General features: G+C 46.7%; 21 protein-coding genes. 6 read left to right on the top strand and 15 right to left on the bottom strand.

Going from position 1 to position 25,439, the window contains the following annotated elements:
* The first annotated feature begins 43 nt into the window (after positions 1 to 43).
* Positions 44 to 1,396, top strand: a complete 1,353-nt coding sequence (gcvPA, locus tag ACWNM1_RS14695; protein ID WP_449601508.1) for an aminomethyl-transferring glycine dehydrogenase subunit GcvPA — start codon at positions 44 to 46, stop codon at positions 1,394 to 1,396.
* Positions 1,393 to 2,853, top strand: a complete 1,461-nt coding sequence (gcvPB, locus tag ACWNM1_RS14690; RefSeq protein ID WP_449601507.1) for an aminomethyl-transferring glycine dehydrogenase subunit GcvPB — start codon at positions 1,393 to 1,395, stop codon at positions 2,851 to 2,853. Before gcvPA ends, gcvPB begins: the two co-directional genes overlap by 4 nt.
* 176 nt (positions 2,854 to 3,029) lie before the next feature.
* Here gcvPB and ACWNM1_RS14685 read toward each other — a convergent pair whose 3' ends face one another.
* The 6 genes from ACWNM1_RS14685 to ACWNM1_RS14660 form a co-directional block, all read right to left on the bottom strand.
* Complete coding sequence (locus tag ACWNM1_RS14685; protein ID WP_449601506.1) at positions 3,030 to 6,044, bottom strand: efflux RND transporter permease subunit; 3,015 nt, start codon at positions 6,042 to 6,044, stop codon at positions 3,030 to 3,032.
* Positions 6,045 to 6,293: 249 nt separating this feature from the next.
* Positions 6,294 to 7,448 carry a cation:proton antiporter gene (locus tag ACWNM1_RS14680; protein ID WP_449601505.1) on the bottom strand — a complete coding sequence of 385 codons (1,155 nt, stop codon included), beginning with the start codon at positions 7,446 to 7,448 and terminating at the stop codon, positions 6,294 to 6,296.
* Between the two features lie 222 nt (positions 7,449 to 7,670).
* Entirely contained in the window at positions 7,671 to 7,994 is a 324-nt protein-coding gene (locus tag ACWNM1_RS14675) for an L-rhamnose mutarotase (RefSeq protein ID WP_449601504.1), read from the bottom strand.
* A 117-nt stretch (positions 7,995 to 8,111) separates the two neighbouring features.
* On the bottom strand, positions 8,112 to 9,272 hold the full coding sequence (locus ACWNM1_RS14670; protein WP_449601503.1) for an ABC transporter permease: 1,161 nt from the start codon (positions 9,270 to 9,272) through the stop codon (positions 8,112 to 8,114).
* Positions 9,265 to 10,437 (bottom strand): ABC transporter permease, encoded by a 1,173-nt coding sequence (locus tag ACWNM1_RS14665; protein WP_449601502.1) that lies wholly within the window; start codon positions 10,435 to 10,437, stop codon positions 9,265 to 9,267. Before ACWNM1_RS14665 ends, ACWNM1_RS14670 begins: the two co-directional genes overlap by 8 nt.
* A gap of 15 nt (positions 10,438 to 10,452) precedes the next feature.
* The gene (locus ACWNM1_RS14660) at positions 10,453 to 11,388 is read right to left on the bottom strand and encodes an ABC transporter ATP-binding protein (RefSeq protein ID WP_449601501.1); all 936 of its coding nucleotides are present in this window, start codon (positions 11,386 to 11,388) and stop codon (positions 10,453 to 10,455) included.
* A 166-nt stretch (positions 11,389 to 11,554) separates the two neighbouring features.
* Here ACWNM1_RS14660 and ACWNM1_RS14655 point away from each other — a divergent pair, with 166 nt between their 5' ends.
* Positions 11,555 to 12,712, top strand: coding sequence for a sensor histidine kinase (locus ACWNM1_RS14655; RefSeq protein WP_042192307.1), 1,158 nt, complete (start codon positions 11,555 to 11,557; stop codon positions 12,710 to 12,712).
* A gap of 57 nt (positions 12,713 to 12,769) precedes the next feature.
* Complete coding sequence (locus ACWNM1_RS14650; RefSeq protein WP_449601500.1) at positions 12,770 to 13,423, top strand: response regulator; 654 nt, start codon at positions 12,770 to 12,772, stop codon at positions 13,421 to 13,423.
* Between the two features lie 53 nt (positions 13,424 to 13,476).
* Here the strand turns inward: ACWNM1_RS14650 and ACWNM1_RS14645 are convergent, their stop codons facing one another.
* The 5 genes from ACWNM1_RS14645 to ftsE all read right to left on the bottom strand — a co-directional run bounded on the left by ACWNM1_RS14645 (position 13,477) and on the right by ftsE (position 19,391).
* Positions 13,477 to 14,787, bottom strand: a complete 1,311-nt coding sequence (locus tag ACWNM1_RS14645; protein ID WP_449601499.1) for a PDZ domain-containing protein — start codon at positions 14,785 to 14,787, stop codon at positions 13,477 to 13,479.
* A gap of 83 nt (positions 14,788 to 14,870) precedes the next feature.
* On the bottom strand, positions 14,871 to 16,337 hold the full coding sequence (locus tag ACWNM1_RS14640; protein ID WP_449601498.1) for a S41 family peptidase: 1,467 nt from the start codon (positions 16,335 to 16,337) through the stop codon (positions 14,871 to 14,873).
* Between the two features lie 125 nt (positions 16,338 to 16,462).
* Positions 16,463 to 17,770: a murein hydrolase activator EnvC family protein gene (locus ACWNM1_RS14635; protein WP_449601497.1), complete on the bottom strand. Its 1,308-nt coding sequence runs from the start codon at positions 17,768 to 17,770 to the stop codon at positions 16,463 to 16,465.
* A 30-nt stretch (positions 17,771 to 17,800) separates the two neighbouring features.
* The gene (gene ftsX, locus ACWNM1_RS14630; protein ID WP_341051459.1) at positions 17,801 to 18,715 is read right to left on the bottom strand and encodes a permease-like cell division protein FtsX; all 915 of its coding nucleotides are present in this window, start codon (positions 18,713 to 18,715) and stop codon (positions 17,801 to 17,803) included.
* Positions 18,705 to 19,391, bottom strand: coding sequence for a cell division ATP-binding protein FtsE (ftsE, locus tag ACWNM1_RS14625; protein WP_042192319.1), 687 nt, complete (start codon positions 19,389 to 19,391; stop codon positions 18,705 to 18,707). The genes ftsX and ftsE overlap by 11 nt, the downstream gene beginning before the upstream one ends.
* Positions 19,392 to 19,620: 229 nt before the next feature.
* Between ftsE and ACWNM1_RS14620 the strand changes: the two genes are divergently transcribed.
* A complete protein-coding gene (locus tag ACWNM1_RS14620) occupies positions 19,621 to 21,048 on the top strand; it encodes a VanW family protein (RefSeq protein ID WP_449601496.1) in 1,428 nt (475 codons plus the stop codon).
* A gap of 151 nt (positions 21,049 to 21,199) precedes the next feature.
* The gene (locus tag ACWNM1_RS14615; RefSeq protein ID WP_449601495.1) at positions 21,200 to 21,601 is read left to right on the top strand and encodes a hypothetical protein; all 402 of its coding nucleotides are present in this window, start codon (positions 21,200 to 21,202) and stop codon (positions 21,599 to 21,601) included.
* A gap of 44 nt (positions 21,602 to 21,645) precedes the next feature.
* Here the strand turns inward: ACWNM1_RS14615 and ACWNM1_RS14610 are convergent, their stop codons facing one another.
* The 4 genes from ACWNM1_RS14610 to ACWNM1_RS14595 form a co-directional block, all read right to left on the bottom strand.
* Complete coding sequence (locus tag ACWNM1_RS14610) at positions 21,646 to 22,248, bottom strand: DL-endopeptidase inhibitor IseA family protein (protein ID WP_449601494.1); 603 nt, start codon at positions 22,246 to 22,248, stop codon at positions 21,646 to 21,648.
* Between the two features lie 195 nt (positions 22,249 to 22,443).
* A complete protein-coding gene (gene pilO / locus ACWNM1_RS14605; RefSeq protein ID WP_449601493.1) occupies positions 22,444 to 23,049 on the bottom strand; it encodes a type 4a pilus biogenesis protein PilO in 606 nt (201 codons plus the stop codon).
* Positions 23,033 to 24,658 (bottom strand): pilus assembly protein PilM, encoded by a 1,626-nt coding sequence (gene pilM / locus ACWNM1_RS14600; RefSeq protein WP_449601492.1) that lies wholly within the window; start codon positions 24,656 to 24,658, stop codon positions 23,033 to 23,035. Before pilM ends, pilO begins: the two co-directional genes overlap by 17 nt.
* 14 nt (positions 24,659 to 24,672) lie before the next feature.
* A complete protein-coding gene (locus ACWNM1_RS14595) occupies positions 24,673 to 25,422 on the bottom strand; it encodes a prepilin peptidase (protein WP_449601491.1) in 750 nt (249 codons plus the stop codon).
* Between the last annotated feature and the right edge of the window lie 17 nt (positions 25,423 to 25,439).

Raw genomic sequence — 25,439 nt, 5'->3', positions numbered from 1 at the left:
TGAAAATTGTACTTTCTAAAAAAAGCCAAGGAGTGAGACCTTAATGAAGCACCGTTATCTGCCCATGACAGCACAGGACCGCGTAGAGATGATGGAAGCCGTCGGGATTCAGTCCATAGATGAGCTGTTCTCCGATATTCCTGAAGCCGTCCGTTATCAAGGCACTATGCCGATGTCTGAACCACTCGATGAGTACGCCCTGCTACGTCATATGAAAGGTCTCGCTGACCGAAATGCTGACTTCGATTCGCACGCCAGCTTCCTCGGCGCCGGATTATACGACCATCACATCCCTGTGGTGATCAACCATGTCATTTCCCGTTCAGAATTCTATACTGCTTACACCCCTTATCAACCGGAGATCAGCCAAGGCGAACTGCAAGCGATCTTCGAATTCCAATCCTACATTTGCGAACTAACCGGTATGAAAGTAGCCAATGCCAGCATGTATGATGGCGCAACCGCATTATCCGAAGCAGCCGTCCTCGCAGCTGGTGCTACCAAACGCAAAAAATTAATTGTCTCACGCACCGTTCATCCAGAAGCGCGCCAAGTGTTACGCACATCGGCTAATGCTTGGGGTCTTGAAGTAGTGGAGATTGACTATAGAGACGGTGTTACCGATCAGGCTAAGCTTGCTGAGGCCATTGATAGTGATACGGCTGCAGTACTGATGCAATCACCTAACTTCTTTGGCAGCATCGAAGATCTTAGCACCGTTGAGCCGCTGATCCATGCTGTTAAAGGGTTGTTCGTCGTCAGTGCAAATCCGATCGCTCTTGGCGTACTAGAAACACCAGGTAAGCTCGGAGCCGACATCGTAGTCGGTGACGCTCAGCCACTCGGTATTCCAGCTTCTCTAGGTGGGCCAACTTGTGGATTCTTCGCGGTAGCTGAGCACTTGATGCGTAAGATGCCGGGCCGTATCGTCGGCCAAACGGTTGACCGTAACGGTAAACGTGGCTTCGTTCTGACACTCCAAGCTCGTGAACAGCATATCCGTCGTGAAAAAGCGACATCGAATATTTGCTCCAATCAGGCGCTACTCGCACTCTGCGCATCCGTCTACCTGTCCGTAATGGGTAAAGAAGGGATGCGTGAAGTAGGCGAGCTGAACATTCGTAAAAGCCATTACGCCGCTAATAAACTAAGCGAACTAACAGGGGCTGAACTTACCTTTTCCTCCCCATTCTTTAACGAGTTTGTCGTGAAGCTTCCGGAAGGAAGCAGCGTAAGTGCAATTAATTCGAAGCTGCTGAAGGAAGGTTATCTAGGCGGTTATGATCTGGGCCGTGATTATCCTGAACTTGCTGGACATATGCTGGTAGCCGTTACGGAAAAAAGAAGCAAAAACGAAATTGACCAATTCGCTAGCGCACTGGAGGGCTGTTTATGAAACCGGAGCAAAGTCTAATTTTTGAATTAAGCCGTCCCGGCCGTTCGGCCTATTCTTTGCCACTGTGCGATGTGCCGCAGGAAGAAACCTTGGAATCTCTGATTCCATCAGGTTTACTCCGTAGCGACCCCGTCGTGCTTCCAGAAGTATCGGAAGTGGACGTCATTCGCCACTACACTTCCTTGTCACGCCGCAACTTTGGTGTAGATAACGGGTTCTATCCACTCGGTTCATGTACGATGAAATACAATCCGAAAATTAATGAAGATGTTGCCCGCATCGTAGGCCTAGCTAAGATCCACCCTTACCAGCCAGAAGAAAGCATTCAAGGCGCACTGGAATTAATGTATACCCTGCAAAATGACTTGTCTGCACTAACTGGCATGGATGCTGTATCTTTACAGCCTGCCGCAGGTGCTCATGGTGAATGGACCGGCCTCATGATGATCCGCGCCTACCATGAAAGCCGCGGTGAGACCCGCACGAAGGTTATCGTGCCGGATTCCTCACACGGCACCAATCCTGCTAGTGCTTCAGCAGCAGGACTTGAAACGATCACGATCCCTTCCACAGATAAAGGAATGGTTGATCTTGAAGCACTCAAAACAGCTGTTGGCAGTGACACAGCCGCACTGATGCTGACTAACCCAAGCACACTCGGCTTGTTCGAGACCCAAATCGTCGAGATTGCTGAGATCGTGCATGAAGCAGGTGGCTTACTCTATTACGATGGAGCCAACTCCAATGCCATTATGGGCATTACCCGCCCTGGCGACATGGGCTTTGACGTTGTGCATCTGAACTTGCACAAGACAATGAGCACCCCGCACGGCGGTGGTGGCCCTGGAGCCGGACCTGTCGGCGTAAAATCAATCTTGATTCCGTTCCTACCACAACCAACTGTGATGAAAAACGAAGATAGCAGCTTCTCACTCGACTTCGGCGGACCTGAATCGATTGGACGTGTGAAAGCTTTTTACGGCAACTTTGGTATTCTCGTTCGTGCCTACGCCTATATCCGCACCTATGGTCCAGACGGACTGCGTGAGGTATCCGAAAATGCCGTGCTGAATGCGAACTATATGATGCACCGGCTGGCGCCGTATTTTGAAATCCCATATCCGGGCGTATGTAAGCATGAATTCGTAATGTCCGGCAAAAACCTCAAGCAGTATGGTGTACGCACCTTAGACGTTGCTAAACGATTACTCGACTTCGGCTACCATCCGCCAACCGTGTACTTCCCTCTGACTGTTGAGGAATGTATGATGATCGAACCGACGGAAACCGAAAGTAAAGAAACGCTCGACGGCTTCATCGATACGATGATTCAAATCGTGAAAGAAGCGCAAGAGACACCTGAGATTGTAATCAACGCACCTCATACCACAGAAATTAGCCGATTGGATGAGACACAGGCTGCGCGTAAGCCGGTATTGAATTGTTCTTGCGGCTAAATAGATAATAAGCAATATTAAAAGCAGGCCACGATATCGGTTATCGTCGGTCTGCTTTTCACACTGTCCAATTACACGAAAAGTTCCCATCCTCTAAATCATCAGGCCCTTCCCAGCATCATAAAGATGTCTGTGAAGGGCCTGTTTCAGTTGTTTATCACTATAACTTTTTGATATTAAGCACCATGCGTCGGAGTTTCTACTTTCACCGCGCCCTTGCGCTCCTTAGCCGATTTACGGAAGTAGAATAGCTCGTAAATCGCTGGAACTACAACCAGCGTAAGCAGTGTTGCCGCAGTTAAACCGCCGATGACTACAATCGCCAAGCTTTGCGAGACGATGCTGCCCATCTCGGCATGGCCGAACAGCAGTGGAGTCATGGCGCAAATGGTAGCAATAGCCGTCATCAGAATCGGGCGCATCCGTGTTCCGGCCGCTTCCAGAATGGCTTCGCGAATACCCATATGCGTTTCATTCTGCTTAATACGGTCGATAAGCACAATCGCATTCGTGACGACGATACCAATTAGCATCAGAGCCCCAAACAGGGCAGTAAAATCAGGTGTTACCCCGGATACGATCAGTCCAACAATCGCCCCAATCGCAGCCAATGGCAAGGAGAACATGATTGCCAGCGGAGCACGAAGGGTTTTGAAGGTGAGGACCATGATCAGATACACCAAACCGATGGAGATCAGCGCCGTCATACCAAGGTCCGCGAAATCCTCTGACTGATCAACCGAGGCTCCGCCTGCAAATAGAGTCACACCCTTTGGAAGGGTAAGACTATCGGTTTGCTTTTTAATATCCGCTCCGATTTCAGACACCTTCTTCGGATCCACTTCCGCTGTAATTCTCGCATATGGCTTCCCATCTTTATGGAACAATAGTGCTGGTTCATTCCGAACCTCATAGGTTGCTAGTTGTGACAACGGCTTTGGACCTTCAGCAGTCATGAGCGTCATTGCTTTTAAATCTTGCTCCGACTTCGGCTCAGCCATAGGATCTAACACTACTCCAGCAGGAGTACCGTCCAGTTCGATTTGCCCCATAGGGATAGGATTCAGCATAGCTGACAATTGCATGGTAATTTCTTGTGCATTCGTCTGTGCTGGATCTACCTTAAATGTAAAGACAGGTTTGGTATCCTCCATATTGCTACTGACCTTTTGAATACCCTCCACAGTCTTCAACTTATTCGTAACTTCTGCTGCAACAGCAGTAATATCTGTAAGATTATCACCCACGATATCAATATATTCGCTAGTGGAGCTTGAACCCATCATACTCATTTGATTAGCAACAAGTGTTGCCCCAGCGTAGGAATCCTTCACATCACGAACATAATCAATGAACGCCTCAGCATCTGCACCTTTTTTCATCACAACGGTATAGTCCACTAAGGTCTCAGAGCTAACGGACCCCCACTGGGCCGCATCTGCACTGTTCCCTGATTGCATGATCACCGTTTCCGCTTCAGGCTGTTTCATCAAATCTTGCTCTAATTGCTTTCCTTTTTCTAAAATCTCTTTAACAGGAACATCCTTCGGATAATTCAACTGAACAGAGACATAGCTGGCATCTGAAGCATCAAGCGCGCCTTTTGGCATAGTCACATAAGCAGCGATAGAGCCAATCAGAAGGAGAAGACCTAGCGATAAAGTAATCCATTTCCGGCGCAGATTCCAATCGAGGAATCGGGTGAACCATTTAGACGGCTCGTGTTCTTTCATTGAAGTTCTTCTCAGCAGCCATGAGCTTAACAGCGGCACTACCGTCAAAGCTACAACGAGTGAAGTAAGCAATGAATACGTGACTGTTAAGGCAAACGGAAGTAGGAACGCCTGTAAACTACCACGCAGAAGACCCATCGGCAGAAATACCGCTACCGTTGCAATCGTGGATGAAGTAATCGCTCTAGCCACTTCCCCGGTTGCGCTTATAATCATTTCACGGGAGAAGGGTTCTTTTTGCAGCCTGCGGTAAATGTTCTCGATTACTACGATACTATCATCCACCAAGCGGCCGACCGCAACGGCCACACCTCCGAGCGTAATAATATTCAAACTTATGCCGGATATATCAAGCAGATATAAGGTAACTGCTAGTGAAAGCGGGATAGAAACCGCCGTAATCAGGGTTGCCCGCAGGTTGCGTAGGAACAGCAGAATGACGATCGTCGCAAACAATGCGCCCAGCAATACCTCACGCATCATACTGTTCACCGAGGTAACCACCATATCCGAGGTGCTGAATACGACCGCTGCTTCTGCATTTGGAATGGTTTTGTTAATATGTGCTACGGTATCCTGAATATGATCTCCGACACTTACTGCATTCGCATTAGCCTCTTTGGTTACTATGGCGAAAAGAACATCTTTCCCATTCGAGCGGCTAACGCTCTCTTGATCCTGCTTCAATTCGACGGCAGCAATATCCTGCAGCTTAACGCCCGCGGAAACAGGGAGCTTCTTCAGCGTATCTATACTATCTATCATAGAAACCACATTAATGTTGCCTGTCTGGCCGCCAATCGTCTGCTCCCCAAGAGATGCCGATACATTACGTCCTTGAAGTAACCCTAGTACTTGAGGTGTTGTGATTCCCTTCTCAGCCATTAATTTTGGATCTAGCTTCACTCGCACTTGCGGAGTAACTTTCCCATATAAAGCGACGTTGGCTACACCTTCTGCTTGTTGCATCTCTGGAATAATCGTTTCTTCCGCAAGCTTAAGGTTTTCTTTAGTCAGACCTTCGTCAAACGAAAGGGTGACCTGCGACACGGGAATCATGGAAGTATTCAGTTGAAGTACAAAAGGAGCCATTACCCCTTCAGGGAACTGCAACGAATCTACAACCTTTTGCACCTCCCCAGCAGCATCCTTCATATTCGTCTTTGAGTCATAAAAAATATTCACCTGTGCGTATCCGTCTCCGGAAGTGGACAGTATTTCTTTCTTCCCCTTAACAAAAGCGGCCCCAGCCTCAATCGGCTTTGTAACTTTCGTCTCCATCGCATGGGCATCTTGACCCGGACCGAGCACCGTTACAGTCACTTGAGGATTATCTGCCTCTGGCATAAATTCCATCGGTAGCGAAGTGTAGCTCATCCCACCCACTACAAGCGCCATGACCACTAAAAGCCCTACCGCCGCCTTATTACCGAACGACCATTTGGTTAACCATTTCATTTTCGTTTCCCCTTCCACCCCGTATATTTCTGGTACTCCTCTTATGACTGCCCCATTATGTATTATTTTCCATCCCGAGATTTAGTTTAGACATTTTTGGCCGAAGTCAAAACAGCCCTACGGCTGGTTTTATACTCAGTCTTGAGGCGGGGAACCTTCTCCTTCTGAAGTACAGGGAATCATAGTAGCAAAAAAAGGGCGCCCTATGAGCCACGTTAATGGCTTCAGGACACCCTTTTGCTATGATTTCTATTTTTCTCCCGCGCGTACTGGATCACGGAACATATATTTTAAGAGCGGCGGTGTTACAAGTGTAGTTACAATGACAACGATAATGACCGAAGTAAAGTACTGCTGCTGCAACAATCCGCTTTGCAAACCTGTTGCCGCGATGATCAATGCAACCTCACCCCTAGAAATCATCCCTGAACCTATAATAAGCGACGAATGGTTATTAAATCCTGTAAGACGCGCCCCCAGACCGCCACCAAACAACTTGGTCAGAATAGCAATCACCGTCAACAAGAGGACGAATCCTAGTTGACTGCCAACCCCTTCAAAGGAAACATTAAGTCCGATACTGACAAAGAAGACCGGAACAAAAATCGAATAGGCAATAGGTTCAAGCTTAGATTCCACAGTGTGCTTAAAGGAGGTTTGTGAAATAGCAATCCCAGCTGCAAAAGCACCGATGATGCCTGCCATCCCCATAATTTCAGCAAAATACGCGAACGCAAAGCAAATCATTAGCGCCGCTGCGATAACAGCCTCTGTCACCTTTAGCGGTGCCATCCATTTCATAACCCGCGGCACAACGAACCAACCCACAACAAGCGCTACAGCGAAGAACAACACCTTTTTCGTAATCAAAAGACCAATGGATACTGATTCTCCTGTGCCGAAAAAGCTCATTAATACAGCGAGCAAAATAACAACTAGAATATCATCAACTACAGCGGCTCCCAGAATGGTAGAACCTTCACGTGTATTCAACTTATTCATATCCTTCAGCACCTGCACCGATATGCTGACCGAGGTCGCACTAAGAATAACCCCCATAAACATCGCGTTGTGAGAAGCAAATCCAAACATCTCACCGATGGCGAACCCGCCAATAAAAGGTAAAATAATACCCCCAACAGCTACTGCGAAAGCTGACTTCCAGTTCTTGCGCAGTTGATCCAGATCTGTCTCAAGCCCTGCTATAAACATTAACAATAGAACACCGATCTCCGAAAAATAATGAATAAATTCTCCATTTTGAATCCAACCCAGTACCGCAGGACCCAGTATAATACCGACAATTAGCTTACCCAGTACCGACGGTTGTCCCAATCGTACAGATAAATCACCAGCTAGCTTGGTGAATAGTATAATCAGCATAAGATATAGAACAAACTCCATGTTTTATCCACTCCCTTGTTGTATATAAGAACTGCCAACCAGGGACATCTCCAAGCCAAAAAAAGACAAAGAGGAGCCCTTGTTGACAGGCTCCTCCAAAAAACAAAAAATTATTCAATTAAACAATATTAAATATATTATAACCGTAATATAAAAGACTGTAAACAAGATACGCCGATATTTTACATTATGCAAATTTTAGTTAATAAAGAATCAGCTTCATTATTTTAAATGGAACACTTCACGTAAAGGCAACATTGGCACCTCATCATTGAAATCAAATGAGCCTTCAACCATCTTTGAGGTAATGGCATTCCATCGGTTGCAGGCGTCGCTTTTGGCAATATAATCGAAAGCTGCTTCCGTGTCCTCACATTCAAAGCAATAAAAAAACTGATTGCCATTCTGAAAGATAGAATAGTTAGAAATACCAGCCTTACTGTGCTCCTCCAAAACTTCTGGCCAAGGATTTAAATGCATCGCTACATACTCTTCCAGACATTCTTCCTTCACCCGCCATGTCCAAGCCAATTTATTGCTGCTCATCTGTTCATCCTCCTAGAAATGTCCTCTGTTGTACATAATAAGAATCAAATACATTTGATACCTATTATTGTACCTGAAGGTAACAGCCCAAGCGAAGAATACTTACCCTTATGCTTCCTAAGCGTTGATTCCAGCTTCACTTGGGCGGAGAATGGCAGAACCTATCGCCAGCAGCACAGCCGCCATAAGGCCTAAGATCGCAAAAGGTAACCATAACTCATTCCAGCCCCCACCGGTAGCAGCGATGTCGACCGCTTGGATGGCCCATTTTTGCGGAACAAAGTTAGCCGCCTTCTGCATATATTCCGGCATAATGGATAAAGGCCAGAAGCAGCCTCCAAGCATACAAGTCGGTGTGATAATAAGTGAATTCAGCATGCCCGCATTATTAGGATTACGAATTAATCCTGCCACTGTACTCGCGATCCCCATAGACACCAGCATAAATGCCGCAAGAACAAGGAAATATAGATAGATTGGAACTTCATAATCATAGTGCAGCACCCAGCGACCTAAGGCGAGTACTACGACGATCTGAATCAGTCCGACCATGAAGCTACCCAGAAAATTCCCGATAGCAATCTCGTAAGAACGAACCGGAGCGCTAAACATTCGCATCATGGTCCGGCCTTTCCGATCATCCATAATCAGAGACACAGAGCTAGTGACCAGGCTCATGAGAAACATTAGCGTTAAGCCCGTAACGACTCCCAGTCCCTCCCGAGGATATAGATTATAATCAGTTCGAATGCTGCCTATACTGTGCTGTTCTGCTCTTTGCATAACCGTAGTGAACTGTGCGTCAACGTCATTAGACCCTTCATTTGCTGCTCCAATAGTCGCGGCTGTACTCCGCATCTCATCAGCAATTGCACTTGCTTTTAATTTTATCATAACGGAAGTTTCATTCGTCTTCAGCTCATATACACTAATTTGTGGTTCTTCTCCAGCAAGTAGTGCCGAAGTGAAGCCTGCTGGAATTAGAATCCCCGCTTCTCCATTCTGATCGACTACGCCTTTTCTTAAAGCAGTCTCGTCAGTCTTTTCTACAAATTTATATTCTCCGGAATTCTTTAGTTCAGTAAGCAAGTGCTTACCAGCAGCCCCGTTATCCATATTGGAATATAGCACAACAGTTGGGTTCTCCCCCATCGTTCCCGTAACGGAAACAATACCTGCGAGTACAATACAAGGAAGCAGAATATAGATGAGCACACCTTTCCTAGTACCAATGGTTCGTTTCACCATGTTCCAGGCAATCGTTAAGATTTTATCCATGATAACCCACCTTCCGGTACGATATAGCCGCTGCACTGAACAACACAAGACAGATCAGCGATAATACTCCCAAATTCGGCATGATTTGCGATACATCGGCATGTAGCATCATTTTCAAGATAGCCTGCATTGCCCAATGGTTTATCGTAAACGCCCCTATAGAATTCACCCACGATTCAGGAAGAGGTGCCATCCCACCACTAATGAAGGTCATACTCACAGTGAGTAGTGTAACGACACTTCTTGCGCTTGCTCCAGTCTTGCTGAACATAGAAATAACGATAGATAATGTCATCGAAGCTATAATCATCAGCAGGCAAAATAGGAGTAACAAGCCCGGCCGATTTCCCCAATTTACGCCGAAGAGTACATTCGTTAAAAAAATAATCGCTGCACACTGCACTATACTTACAACACCTACGCCAAGCATTTTACCAATGAATAGCTCAGATCCTTTAACGGGCATTGCGTTGATCCGGAAGAGGGTATGATTTTCTTTTTCATTAAAAAGAGAAGTACATACCGTTAAGCCGCTATATAGCAGAAACATCAGCATCATAGACACCGCATAAAACTGGGATGATGTATAGGTATACCCGCCCTCGCTCAGTTCTCCAAGCTTTACGGTAGGCTGATCACTGGTAGAACTAGGTGCCATAACATTCAGAGCTTCTGGACCCAGTGTCATCGCCACAGACTGCTTATAATTAAGATTCCTCAGAAAATTATCGAAGACCGTCCCTGCCACCCTGTTATCTGTACTTTTTTGGCCCAGTATAAATTCCAGCTGTGCAGCTTCACCGCTCTGTACCTTACTATCAAAGCCTGGAGGAACAACAACCGCATAACCATATTTTCCTGTTCGCAGACCGCTTTCTGCCGCCTCTCGACTACCCGCCATAACTGGAGTAATGATATCCTTAAGCTCTGTTGACTTCAAAAAGCTATCCATCATTGCCGAGCTCTCATAGCCCTCACCAGAAAGATTAACAACAGCCACTCGCACAACATCAATAGTAGTGGAGCCTTTGTCACCAACGACACCGGAGAGCGAAGCACCTAAGAGAAAGATCAATAACAGGGGCAGCAAAAACATATTTAATATCATAGAACGTGAGCTAAATAGTCTTCGCAGCTCATAGATCATAATCGTCCAAGTATTCATCAGAATAATCCCCCTTTAATCTCTTAAGGTCCTTCCGGTCAAGTTTAGAAACAACGTCTCCAGATCAGGTTCTTCAATATTTAGCGAGCCGATAATCCCCTTATGCTTGGCAAAAATAAAAAGGATATCCTGTAGCTCCCCTTGTGAAGAAGGCAGATACAGCTCGACTACTTCATCCTTTGCTTCTACGCGTCTGATTCTAGGGTGAAGGGTCAGCTCCTGAACAAGCTCCGGTGTGATATTAGCAGCTTTAATGATGATTTTTTCTTCCTTGGCAACCCGTTCTCGTAGTTCTTTTTCCGTGCCGCAAGCAATGATGTGCCCTTTATCCATAATGGCTACCCGATCGCAAATGGCCGCAACCTCCTCCATATAGTGACTGGTATAGATAATCGTTGAGCCGAGTCGATTGAGCTCTTTAACCGATTCAAGGATATGATTACGAGATTGTGGATCAATCCCCACGGTAGGTTCATCCATAATAATCAGCTTCGGACGATGCATAATAGCGCAGGCAATATTCAGACGTCTTTTCATCCCTCCGGAGAAGGTCGAGGGTTTCTCTTTGGCACGATCGCTAAGGCCTGTGAACGCAAGAGCCTCTTCTACCCTTTCCTTCAAAAGCTTGCCACGCAAACCATACAATCTTCCGAAAAAGGTAACGTTATCCGCGGCTGTCATCGTGTCGTATAAGGCTAATTCCTGTGGAACCAAACCAATTCTTTTCTTCACCTCAAGTGATTTCGAGGATACGGGCAGACCGTCGATAACAATGTCTCCCCCGTCAATCTTAAGCAAGCCGCAGATCATACTGATCGTTGTACTTTTACCCGCTCCGTTCGGGCCTAGCAAGCCAAAGATTTCTCCTTCTTCTATCGTCATGTTCACATGATCTACTGTTAATTTACCTTCATATCGTTTCACCACATCGGTTAATACGGCGATTGCCATCTTTTCATCGCTCCTGTCTTTGCACTTCTATAATTACAATTTTAGCTTAAAGGGATTGACCACGGAGGTACGAAAAGTCATCTTTTGAAGGTGACTTAAGTCATCTCCTGAAGAAGTAGGCGAATATGCTAAGATTAGAAGAAACTCTATAAAGGATGTCTTAGGCGTGACTAGAGAACTGACCCTATTGCGATACCTACTCATCATAATTCCTGCTTGTATTAGCATTTACATCTATCCATATGCTGACTATGGAATCTTCACGTTGCATATTCTGATGCTTCTATTCCTTGTGGTCATGGTGCCAAAGCTACCCCGTTCCTTTCATGCCTTAATAAGCATTGTGGAAATACTGTTCACTGCCTGGTTATGTTACCAGTACGGCAGCATAATGATTTTCCCGGCCATTTCAGCATTACTTTATTATTCTAGACTTCAGCCCCAAGCAGTACCTCTCGTGTTTACGGTTGTGCATCTGATTACCTTGAACATAGCGCTCTGGGATTCTCCAAAGCTTATAATCACATTCATCAACATTACTTTTCTACTTATCGCCTATCTCAACGAATTGTTACAGAGGGCGGGGCGGGGCCGTGAGAACACCCTCAATCTTTACGATGAGCTGCGAAAAAAGCATTTCGAGCTGGATGAAGCCCGCAACCGACTGCTGGAGTTTAACGCCCAAATAGAAGATGCAGCCCAGTCCAAAGAACGGGTTCGCATCTCCCGCCAGCTCCATGATGATATCGGCCACCGCCTCATCCGCATTAAAATGATGATGGAAGCCGCGCTACTCACCTTACCCACCTCCCCTGAAAGCGGAATGCAGATGATGGAGCTCATTCGAGATCAATTGTCAGCCAGCATGGACGATATGCGCTCTGCAGTGAAGCGTATCAACTATACGCCACAATTAGAGGGAGCTTATGCGTTAGACCGTCTGCTAGAAGAGATCGGCCGCGATACGGGAATCGAGACCTCATACCAAGTGCATGGGATACCTTACCCGCTATACCCTAGTATTCAGGTAATCTTGTATAAGAACGCCCGAGAAGCCATAACCAATGCCCTACGTCACGGAAATGCAACTGCGATTTCGATTAAAGTCGACTTTAGTGATACTGGAGTTACAATGGAGGTCAGCAACAACGGGACGCTTCCCGAAGGCAATAAACTAACCAAACTGCCGGAAAGTGGAGGGGTCGGGATGAAAGGAATGTTCGAACGAACACATCTGATCGGCGGAACCTTGGAATGGCGGCAGGAGCCTCAATTCACCATTGTTACGCGGTTGCCCATTTATAAGCAGGGAGAGATTGTATAGGGAACGTAGGACTTGAAGCAAAGAAGAACTCTATATTATGAAGAAGGAGCCACGCTAATGATTAAGGTGATGATTGTAGATGACGATCCTTTTATTCGTCAAAGTCTGCAGGTACTGATAGGAATGGATCCCGATATTGAAGTGATCGGAGCAGCAAGTGACGGAAACGAGGCCTTGAATTTGCTTCAAGCGGGAGATATGGCGGATGTGATTCTGATGGATATTCGGATGCCGGGCTGCGGTGGTGTTGAAGGGACAGAGAAAATTAAGCAGGCTTTTCCTCAGGTTTCGATACTGATGCTAACTACCTTCGATGACGATGAATATATCATTGAAGCGCTGCGCAATGGAGCCAGTGGATATTTGCTCAAAAACATACCGCCTGACCGTATCATACAAGGTGTCAAAACAGTTAATGAAGGCAACATGCTAATCCACCCTGATATCGCGCGCAAGCTAGCCACCTTTCTACAGCCCGCGGCCCGTCCTGAATCTCCACAGGCACAGCCACTGGAATCTTTGGGACTGACCAAAATGGAACTAGCCGTTGTCGCCTCCATCGCTGAGGGGCATACCAACAAAGAAATCGCCGGACAGCTGTTTCTTAGCGAGGGTACGGTCAAAAATTACATAACGGATATTCTAAGTAAATTAGAGCTGCGAGATCGTACGCAAATTGCTATTTTTTATTTGAAGGGTGGGCGTGGATAGAAGTTCTACAAAAAAGCCCGGACTCTATTTCCAGAGTCCGGGCTTAACTTTAGCTATCCTTCCGCCGATTCCTTGTTGGCTTCAGCGGCTTTGTTCCGTTTGAGTCGGCCGTTCGGAAGATGCCGGCTGCGAGTACCTGTCTTCATTGCGATGATGCTGAAGATGCTGGATGGCTTCGCCTCCGCAGTAACCGCTCCATCTGTCTCCGGTACCAGAATGATGCCGAGCTGATGATGGTCCCCGTCGTAGATCGGGCTCTGAAGGTATTTGCTCTCCCCTTCACGGTTCTGCACCTCCAGCTTGCAGAACGCTGGATTCATGCGCAGCGCCTCATGTAGCTGCGCGGCATCGGTCAACAGGACCCCGTTGACCTTCAGTAAAATCTCGCCGGGCAGAATGCCCAGCTCCTGTCCGGGACTGCCCGGCAGCACGGCCAGCACCTTGCGGCCGCGCGGTGGATGCACGAAGATGGGGCTGATGCTGCGCTCTTCCAGAGCGCTGTACCAGCTTAACCCTTCGTGCAGCACCATCGCTGCGAGCGCCGCGAGCAGGGTCAGCGGGCTCCACCAAGCGGCAAGCAGGCTTAAGCCGAGCAGGACGATGCTGTACATCAGCAGCCGTCCTGAAGTGCGGGCCGCCTTGCGCCCGGGCAGCATGCCCTGCGTCATCTCGCTGAAGCCGATGATGACGGGCAAAGAGACCATGCCAAGCCCGCCGCCCAGCAGCGGCTGCCATGGCAGATCCGTTCCTGCCCCCGAAGGGATCAGCAGGAACAGCGGCAGCGGCCAGAAAGCCTGCAGCTGATAGCCGCCGACAACCATGCCGCGCTTGCCCTTCAAGAAGAGGGGCGTCGCAAGCTTCGCCCCTTGCCAGCGGGCAAGCAGCGCCTCCGCCATGTGCAGTAGCGCAGCTAGCACTAGCAATGCGGGAATATCCATCTCCCGTATGGCTGTTGTAATATTCCCGACCGTTCCGCTATGTAAGGCATCTGGAAAGAAAGACAGTACAAATTGAATCACGCCTAGCAGACCTATAGAATAAGCGAAGCACAAATACCGCACACGCAATAGCGATAACAGAATACTAACTACCCAAATGCAGGCCACAGCTGTACCTGATAAGGATACACCTAACAATATGGCTGCAATAGAAACCACTAGTCCCATCACCAGCCCGCTCCACACCGTTCGCCACGTTTCTTGACCCCAGCTATGTAACTTCACATGAATTAGCTTACGTTCTAATGCCACCTGCCGACGGTAATACAACGCAATAAATATAATAGCAATATAGTAATATGGCTGGATCAATAAGTGTAAGAACGCAGTGCCCAAGCTTCCTAATAATTCCTGAATCACATTCAAACTGTTCGTCACACTCCTTTTCTTCCCTGAATATTAGCCCTTGCTCGTTTTAACAGAAAAAAAGAAGGCTGAATTCAGCCTTCTTACTTTTTCGACGCTGCCGCCTTAATTTCCTTCTGAATCTCAGCAATCCCTCTATTCCGTTGGTTGTCGTTGGCAGGGTCTTGGATCACTTTGATCAGTGCTACCTCGAGCGCCTCAGCAGTCTTGGCATCAATCATGCCTGTGACTTGAAGTTTCGCTTCACTCTGGAATTTCTTCACTGCATTCTTGGTGCCAGTATCGAAATAGCCATCTTTGCGACCAGGCTTGTAGCCTAAGCCATCCAGCATTGTCTGTGCACTCTTTACATCACCGTTGTTCATGTTATATTGCAGCGTCACGCTCTTGTTAATAGGAGCCACTGAGAAGTAATCCGGCTGCGCTACCGCGATATCCGGTTTAATTCCCTTGCCGTGGATCCATGTGCCGTCCGGTGTAAGCCATTTAGCAATGGTAACCTTCAGCAAACTGCCATCTCCAAGCTGTTTATCAAAGCTTGTCTGCACCGTGCCTTTACCAAATGAATTATCACCAATTAGCTTGGCTCCCGCTGACTGCTGCAGGGCACCCGCCAATATTTCCGAGGCGCTCGCGCTACCTTTATTCATTAGCACTACCACTGGATAAGCCTTGCTCGATCCCTTGGAGGTGCTAACTTCGCGTTTTTTATCTTTGTATTCTATTTGAACTATGTTTTTACCAGCTGGAATGAACTCTTCAGCCATCTCAATAACAATCGGGAGGACACCGCCTGGATCATTACGGACATCAATGACCAATCCCTTCATGCCTTGCTTCTCTAGCTTCCCAAGCTCTTCCTTGAATCGTTCTGCGGTATTTAGGGAGAATTGAGTAACCTCGATAACGCCTACTCCGTCTTTTTCCATCTTAGAGTATACCGTCTCAAGCTTCACATCATCCCGAGTAAGTGCGAACTCCAGAGGCTCTACAGAGCCAGAACGTTGTATTTTCAAAGTAGCCTTACTGCCTTTAGGTCCGCGTATCTTCGCAACAGCAGCATTCAGATCCATGCCTTCTAGCGATTCTCCGTTAACGGACAAAATGACATCCTTAGCCTGAATCCCAGCTTTCTCAGCAGGCGAGCCCTTAATCGGGGAGACCACGACTACCTTACCATTATCCGAAGAGACCTCCGCACCGATACCTGAAAAGGAACCTTCAATGCTTTCTTCGAATTTCTCAGCTGTTTCTTTACCCATATAGTTGGAATAGGGATCGCCTAGCGCTTCCATCATACCGTTGACAGCACCATCTATCAGCTTCTCCCGGTCTACCGTCTCGTAGTAATTGCTCTCAATCAAACTAAGCGCAGTCCCAAGCTTCTGGGATTCCTTCTGCTGTAGACCTGCAACCTGCAACGCAGAGGCTAATCCTTGTCCTGCAGCTTGTCCAAAGACATGAGTATAACCCGTCACGCCCAAGGTTACTAAACTACCGCATAGCAGGGCGGCGATAATCATAAACGCCGCGGTGCTTTTTTTTAACATGATGTTCCCACCGTCCCTTCTTGTCCATCTTGTAAACAACATCCTAAGTCCGTCCTGAAAGGTACGGTATCTCTTCCAGTATATGCCGTACAATCAAATAATATGAGTTATAAGTTCGTTAAAAATTAGAGATAAGGCATAGGATTTACAATCTTACCGTCAATCCGTACTTCGAAGTGAAGGTGGGGACCCGTTGAATTACCTGTGGAACCAGATTCAGCAACCACATCTCCGCGATTGACTTTATCCCCGGCACTAACTCTAAGACCGCCTTTACGTATATGGCCATAGAGCGTCCAAACTCCGCCTCCATGATCAATAATTACACAATACCCGTAACCGCTCCACCATTCAGCCAAGATAACCGTTCCGGAATCCGCCGCATGAATATTGGTTCCTTGTGGAACCGCAAAATCGACGCCGGTGTGTACTTTCCCCTTCTCACCCGTAATTGGATGTGTCCGTGGTCCATATGGGGATGAGATTCTTGCCGATCCTACAGGAAGTAGAAACGGCCCATCTCCACCTGAGTATCCCGTATCACTAGAGCTGGAGCTTGAGCTTGAACTGCTGCTTGCTTTGGCAGCTGCAGCCTTCTTGGCAGCCGCCGCAGCTCTACGAGCCGCTTCCGCCTTAGCCGCTGCTGCTCTGCGAGCCGCTTCCTCTGCCTTAATCTTATCCTTTTGCGTTTCCAGCGCAGAGCGTTCGCTTGCCAGTTTGACTAGCTTTTCATTCTGCTCTTCACTTAAATCATCACTTTCTTGAATTTGCTTATCATAGAATGCAATAAGCTCCTGTTTCTCAGATTCTTTCTCCTTCAGCAGACTTCTCTGTTGTTCCAAAGAAGTGTACAGCTGCTTGGCCTGGGCATATTGCCCTTCAAGCTCTTGTTTCTTCTCTATCACCGTCTGCTTGTCCAGCTTATGTTGCACTAGCAGCTCCTGATCCTGATCCACAATCATCTTAAGTGAATCCGCGCGATCCAGAAAATCAGCAAAGCTTGTCGATGAGAGCAAAACATCCAAGTAAGAAACCGCTCCATCCGTATACATTAACCGAACACGGGACCCTAAGACTTCCTCTCTGGAGGCGACCCGTGCTTCTGCTTTATCCAATTCCGTTGCCGTAACATTCAGAGATTGTTCTGTATCGGAAATTTTTGTAGAGATTTCGGTCATTTTGCCCTTAACTTGATCCACTTGCTGTAAGACATACTGCAGATTGAGATTCGTTTTATTCTTATAATGCTGTGCTTCCTGCGTTTGGGACGCCGCTTTCTCCTGCTGCGCCTTAGCGTCCTGCACCTCTTTTTGCAGCTGCTTTAGCTGCTTGTCGATTTCGGCAACACTTGTTTTTTTTGCATATCCGTCAGAGGGCTGGAATATAGTGACAGCTAGTAACATTACGGCTAATCCGGCGGCAATCTTCTTCAACTTGCACTCCCCATCCTTCACTTTTTAAGATTAAACTTTCAAGAACCTACGAATAGAAACCGTACTTCCCCAGACGCCGATCAGCACGCCAAGTCCAACTAGTACACCAACGACCAGCATCCAAATACTATCGAACGGAATTAGCTGCAATTGGAGCATAGGATCTCCCTGTACAGTCGATTCCAACGTACTGTAACCCACATACAAGACGACGGAGGTAATGAGCGATCCGATCAGACCGATCAATGCCCCTTCTATAAAGAAAGGCCAGCGAATAAAATAATTTGTCGCGCCTACGAGCTTCATAATGCCAATCTCCTTACGACGGGCAAGTATCGTAACCCGAATCGTATTAGAGATGAGGAACATAGACATGAGCCCCAGACCTGCTACAAAAATAAAACCAATGTTTCGTACAGCGCGTGTTATTTTGAACAAGGTTTCTATCGAGCCCTTGCCATATTTCACTTTGTAAATGGGCTGATCAGTATGTGTCTTGTTGAGTGCTTCAATCTTCTCAGCCACAAATGCTACCGTAGTAGGTTCGACAACTTCTACCTTAAGCGTATCCGGGAGAGGGTTATTGTCTTCATCGAACCCTTCCAGAAGCTCAGCCGCGTCCTCACCCATATCTGCACGGAGATCTTTAAGTCCTTGATCCTTGGAGATGAACGTAATCTTGCTGACCTCCGGCATATTGCCAATTTCAGTCTGCAAAGTCTCACGCAACTTCTGATCTACATTTAGTGCCAAATGAACATTAATCTGTACCTGGCTGTCTGCCTCATCCGCTACAGCATTCACATTAAGAACAAGAAGAATAAATACACCTAGGACAAAAAGAGAGACGACGATGGAAGTGATCGAAGCAATCGACATCCAGCCATTACGGAATACGCTTTTGAAGCCTTCCCGCAAGTGTCGCAAGAAGGTCTTAAAACTCATAGCCATATTCCCCTCTCGCCTGGTCTCTCACAATGTTTCCGTTCTCAATCGCAAGCACCCGCTTGCGCATTTTATTCACGATATCTCTATTATGGGTAGCCATTACAATTGTTGTTCCACGAAAATTAATTTCGTCCAGCAGCTGCATAATGCCCCATGAAGTCTCAGGGTCCAAGTTACCTGTAGGCTCGTCCGCAATAATAACAGATGGGTTATTAACAATAGCCCGAGCAATTGCAATACGCTGCTGTTCTCCACCTGAGAGCTGTGAGGGCTCACGATTTGCTTTATTTTTGAGTCCAACCAGATCGAGAACTTCATTCACACGTTTCTTGATAACCTTCTTCGGGGCTTCAATAACTTCCATGGCAAAAGCAATATTCTCATACGCTGTCATCCTTGGTAATAACCGAAAGTCTTGAAACACAACGCCGATATTACGGCGTACATATGGGATTTTACGTTGTTTAAGCTTCCCTATGTTAAAGCCTCCCACAGAAATTTGACCTTTAGTTGGCACTTCTTCTCTATAAATCAATTTCATAAAAGTAGATTTACCCGCGCCGGATGGACCGACAACATACACAAATTCATTGCGGTCAATTTTTACTGAAACTCCTTGCAGTGCGTGAGTTCCGTTAGGGTACGTCTTCCATACATCTTGCATTTCAATCATTTTCTCACTTCCCAATTATGACATTTTCCACTTGTGTGAATCGACAGGGTATAGCTTAAGTTTCCATAAACTTCAATATTTCCGCAATGTATCTATTGTAACAAATCTGTAACCGATTGAGTACCCCGTAACTGCCCCACTATTCGAAAGTTTTGTAATGTCTGTACATATATATATATAAAGAACCTACTGTGCCGCTCGCAGAAGCCATCCAGGAAGGAGATTATTCATGAAAAAAATCCATCTTACCCTCATAATAGTCATTGCACTCATTCTTATCGGCTCATTAATCTATGGGGGCCTTCAACTATATGGCCATAAAAACACGCTTCCAAAAGGTACAACCCTTGCCGGATGGGAGGTGGGCGGGCTGAATATCTCAGAGGTACGTTCCGAACTGGAGAAAAAGCTACAGGCCCTTGAATCTATCCCCCTTGTGTTGCAGGTCGAAGGGAATTCTGAGCTTACGCTCAAGCTTAAACAAGCTGGAATGACCTATGAAGCCGCTGCTTTTGAGCAAGGTCTACAGGATCTTACGGAAGGGAGGCTATGGGATCGTGTAAAAGCCCGCTACAGCTTCCCCCAGAATTGGAGTCTTGAAGCCCATCTGGATATTGCTCAATTGCAGACCACCCTAAGTCCCGCTTGGGAGAGAGAATCCTTCGGTGATCCAGTAGATGCTACGCGGCGAATTACCGGGGATGATCGTGTAGTGTATACGTCCGAAAAGACTTCCCTTGAGGTAGACTGGACAGGAATGGTGACCTCACTATGGGCTGCTGCCCCCACACGGTTTAATCGTCTGATCACGCTGCAAGAAAAGGGGATTACTCTGGAAGTTCCTTTAACCATATTACAGCCAGACATCACCCTAAACGCTTTAAAGGAGCAAGGCATTGAGCGAAAAATCATGCAATTCAGTACTTCTCTCGGAGCAAGTGGACCTGGACGAATCTACAACGTTGAATCAGCAGCCAAAGCTGTGAACGGAACCGTGCTCCCACCTGGAGCCGTTTTTGACTATGGCAAAGCTATTGAAAAAGCAAAAATAGATTACGGCTTCCGCGAAGCGCCAGTCATTGTGAACGGTAAGCTACAAGCCGGCGTCGGCGGTGGAATCTGCCAAGTTTCCAGTACACTATACAATGCCGCTTTGCGCACCGGACTAGAGATTGTGGAGCGCCGCAATCACTCCTTGCCGGTCAACTATCTACCCAAAGGCCAGGATGCTACCTTCGCTGAAGGCTATATCAACTTCCGTTTTCGCAATACGACTGGCAAATATCTAGTTATTAAAGCGGCTGTGCAAGGCCGATCACTAACGATCAAGCTCTTCGGTACTTTTCCGAAAAATGTTACATATAAGGTCCATTCACAAATCGTAGAGGTGCTGCCTCCAGTCGACAAGTACGTAAACGACCCTTCCCTCCCCCGTGGAGGCTCACGCGTTATACAAAATGGGAAGACCGGATATGTTGTTGAGACTTACAGCACCCGGTTTGTTGACGGTAAATCCACTGAGGTAAGGAAATTATCCCGTGACGTGTATTACGCACAAAAACGATTAATCGCCATAAATCGCGGGAGCGCAAGCAAATCTGTTATTCCAGAAGCACCTAGAAAGCAGTTGGTAGAGGATGGCGTTCGAAGTGAATAGATTACCTACAAAAAAAACGGTCAGACCTCGTGAGGTTCTGACCGTTTTTGCTTGTGCATCTATTTTACCTGCTGATAACCTTTCTCGCCTTTAAAATTTACGATTCGGGGGTACATTAGAAATAGACCTATAATCAGAAAGGATGAACACCATGTCAACAGCTCTTGTAAATGATCTCTCTAATATTGTCCGCAGTGCACCTGCTATTTTTGCCTCACGTACTTGCAGAGAAGCCCTTCGCGTAATGTTCCAGCATCCAGAATCTAAATGCATCGTCGTCTGTAATGCCACGAATGAGCCGCTTGGATTGTTAATGAGCGAACGTTTCTTTTTAAAAGCCACAGGAAGATCAGGAGTAGATTTGTTCTACAAAGAACCTGCCATGAAGCTTATGAACAAGACACCACTGGTCCATGACATCTCCACTCCACTTGAGACCGTATTAGCTGCTGCAATGAATCGCCCAGAACCTATGAAGAATGACTGTGTCATTATTACCCGTAAAGGCAAATTCGCAGGTGTTGTTTATATCTCTGACCTGAAGCGCTGTTAGTTGTAGCCCTTCCCCTTTCATTTCTCTCCTGCCTACCCCTTTCCTCAAAAAAGAATATCCGGCGACGTGTCGATTCTCCAGTATCCCTCCACTTTCTTCAGCTTCACATACACCGACTCACTACTTTGCTGCGCATCTGGATAAGGAACAGTCAGTTCAAATTCAGCGGTTGTCGCAGTTTTGGAGAGCATGCGGGCGGTGGCTTTTTCATACATTAATAAATTGCCTACATCTGCATTAACCTGCGACATTCTTCCGTTATACTCCAAAAATTGAGTCTGCACATAATATGCCGCTGCATTGTGAGTGTAGGCTTTTTTTATGTAATTCATCAGCTTCGTCTTTGTGCCAATGTCACTGGAAAGATAACGGTACTCCTGCGCTTTATACGTGAAGGTTTCTATCGGGAAGATGTTTCCGCCTCGATTACTATAGAAATAAAGAGCTCTTGCATGGACTACCAGCGGAATAATGCTTCTCACCGTCAAATTATTGATGGTAGCAGGGCCCTCTTTCCCAGGCGCAGACACAGCCACCTTCTTGATTGCCGTACTTCCTGCTGACGGCGAAGCCGCCATAGCTCCCCCACTTGCTGAGATAAGGCCTATGGAAAGGGCCAACGAACCAATCATCCACTTTTTGTTCATTCGGAATTCCTCCTTTGTCATTTGAAAAACACAGGCGATAGCCACTGTTCCAGCTTATGCACCCCGCAAGCTAAAATACCCAATAAACAGAGGAATGAAAACGCATTTTTATTTTATAGTAACGAAAAAAATCCACCCTCCTGATTTACAGGAAAAGTGGAGTCGTATTATTTTGTGATAGCAATGATTAGAGATCTAATTCGGTGATGGAGTAACAGCCTCATAATAAGCTGTGAAAGCTACATTAGCTGTCAAGATACTTTCAGGACTATCCTTAGATCGCTCTTCATAGGATTGTTGGAAATTAAACGAGTCTACATTCACGATACGCGCCAGCATTTGCAGCTCATCCATCCACTGCCGTATGCCTGTATAGGTGCCCTCTACTACAGCAGTCATTTTGATTTGTTTGACCGTCGGGAACAGCACTTCAGCCGAACCAGTCATTTGCTGAATCGGATTTGCCTCATCCAAAATAAAGCTGACATCCTTTAAGCGTGCCTGTGAGGACATCCCAACCTCTCGTAAATCATCAATCAATCCTTCGCTGTCATCGCCTTTCGGTAGTGCTGCCAGAAGTTCCTGTTGTTCGGAATCTAAAGAAGTAGCGCTACTTTTTAGTTCATTAATTTTAGTTTGAAGAATCTCTGCTTCTTTCTCCAGCTGGCTGATCTCTGCGTTCTGTGCAGATATTTCCTTATTTGTCGGTTGAACACCCAGCATATAAAAGGCAAACAGCATCAAGAACAGAATCAATACACCCAGTACGATTGGAGAGCGATACTTATTGAACTGTTCCATCGCTGTTCACCTCCTCTTGGCTTGCATCCGTTCCATTTGTCTGTTGATTATTTGCTAATAAGTTTACTTTATAGATGGCTGTGTACATATTTAAGGAAGTGGCTGCATTCGTTGGCCCCGCACTCTGATCCACAGTTCCTTCGGTCAGCTTCGAAATAGAAGCATCCACTGTAAAGGACATCTGACGCAGTTGTCTTAAATAGTTAGAGGCATCTACCATAGTAGGTACATTAACAGTCAGGTCAATCGATGTCCGGTAGGTGTAGTTAATGTCACGGAGCAGAGAACCCGGTGGTAACCCTTCGGCTAACTCGTTTAGCACAGCAACTGCATTAAGCTTGTACTTCTGAATCTCTGCGATTGCCGTCTTCCGATCTAACTGCCCAGGTCCGCTGTTCTTAAGTTTACCAAGCTCTACCTGTAGCATTAAACTGCGATCCTGCAAGCCTTGCAGCTCCTCTTTACCATTAGAGATTTGACCCTTATTAGCCGAAAAATAAATTCCTGTGCCAATCGTACCCACCAGCCAGATCGCCACAAGACCCATGGTCACATAGGGGAATAATAACGTCTCCCGGTCTTCTCTCGGCAGTAGGTCAATCGTGTCCACGCTGATGATGCTTTTTAGAGCTGTCCCGGCTGCTACTCGATAATCATTTAGCTCGAGATCAGATACAGCATCGTTACCCATCTGGTCTAGGCTTATCGGTGTAATGTCGAGTTCTGCCAGCGACTGCTGAAGCTCTAGATCTAGCTGTTTACGAATGGATGGGACACCTGTTATGACTAAGTTTTTGATACGAGTCGAGCCATCGTGCAAGCTGTATTGGTAGAAGCTGAGCATCCGCGAGATTTCCGCAGTGATCTCCACCATTTGTTCCGGTGATAATTGCTCTTCCACAGCAACTGCTGTTTCTGCCAAAACTTCACTGTCTGCCATAAATTCCAAAGCCGCAACATTTCTGCCTTTATGCAGATCAAGCAAGTTAATCGTACGAATGAATACCGGATTCCCGTTTCTAAACATATAAACGTCCATGACGGATGGCTCTAGATTAATCAACATCGTTTCCGCAAAGCTTTCCCCATGTCCAGTTACTATACTTCGCGCCAAGGCGGTTGCCGAAATTTCAACACTGCTAATTCGAAGACCCGCACGCTCCAGAATTTCTACATAATCCTGTATCGATTTCCGCGGAGCGGCAAATACGAGCAAATGGCTGTGCTCCTCATCTACCTCGAGCGTCACATAATCATAAACAGGATTTTCAAATGGCAAATGCAGCCCCGTCTCCACTTCGAGCTTTACGAGCTGCTCTACCTGTTTGTCGTTGGTACTTGGAATGCTCATTTTGCGGATGATGATCTGCGAAGGTGGAATCGACAAAGAAACCTTGCTGCCCCTTAGCCCTTCCTTCTTCACCCATTGCCTAACACGATCATAAAGCGCCTCGCTATCTGCCACCTGATTCTCAATGATCATGCCTGGAAGGAGCGGGAGATACCGTTTTTTGCGGACTTCCCATGACTGTTTATTCTTAAAACTAATATAACGAATTCCGGTAGCTTCAATTGAAAGCCCGGCCACTTTAGAGCCTAATCCAAGCATATGTCGATGTCCTCCTATCCGATGAGCGAGAGATACGCGCCAATGATGTGTGAGCCATACCCGTAACTAATTAATGCACCTATTGCTAACCAAGGACCAAAAGGAACCGGTTGTTTGCGTTTGATGATTCCGAGCAGCATCAGCAGTCCTCCGACTATACTTCCAAGCAGACAAGCCATTAGAAAAGCCAAAATCACATTCGGAAATCCAATCACCAAGCCCAGCAGAGCAAATAACTTCACATCTCCAGCTCCCATCCCACCTAACAGAACAAAGGGGATAAGAACCCCTCCCCCAAGCACAGCTCCCAGCAAGTGATGCCATAACGGCCCCTCTGGAAAGAGAAATACAAGAATGAGCAGTATTGGCAAAAAGAATAGCAATACCTTGTTCGGAATCAGCATGTACTTTAAATCCGCAACCGTCACAATAACCGCTAAACTCACAAACACAAACCCGAGGATTCCCTTCCCCGTCAGGCCAAATTGTAAGTACACCCATAGAAAAAGCAAACCCGTTGCCGCTTCTCCTAGCGGGTATAAAGGCGACACCATTGTGCCGCAATAACGACACTTGCCTCCTGATAGCAGATAGCTTATCACCGGAAACAAATCCCGCGCCTTTAGCCGCGTGTTGCAGTTCGGGCAATGTGACGGTGGATTAAGCAATGATTCCTTAGCTGGCACCCGCAGTGCCACTACGTTATAAAAGGAGCCTAGAATCAGGCCTAGTATTGTGATGTAACTTGCGATGAGTATTGTCATGGATGTCCTCTGTTGGC

The sequence above is a fragment of the Paenibacillus sp. Marseille-Q9583 genome (assembly GCF_976954365.1).
The sequence above is the reverse complement of the archived record's forward strand: the minus strand, read 5'-3'. Positions and strand labels throughout refer to the sequence as shown.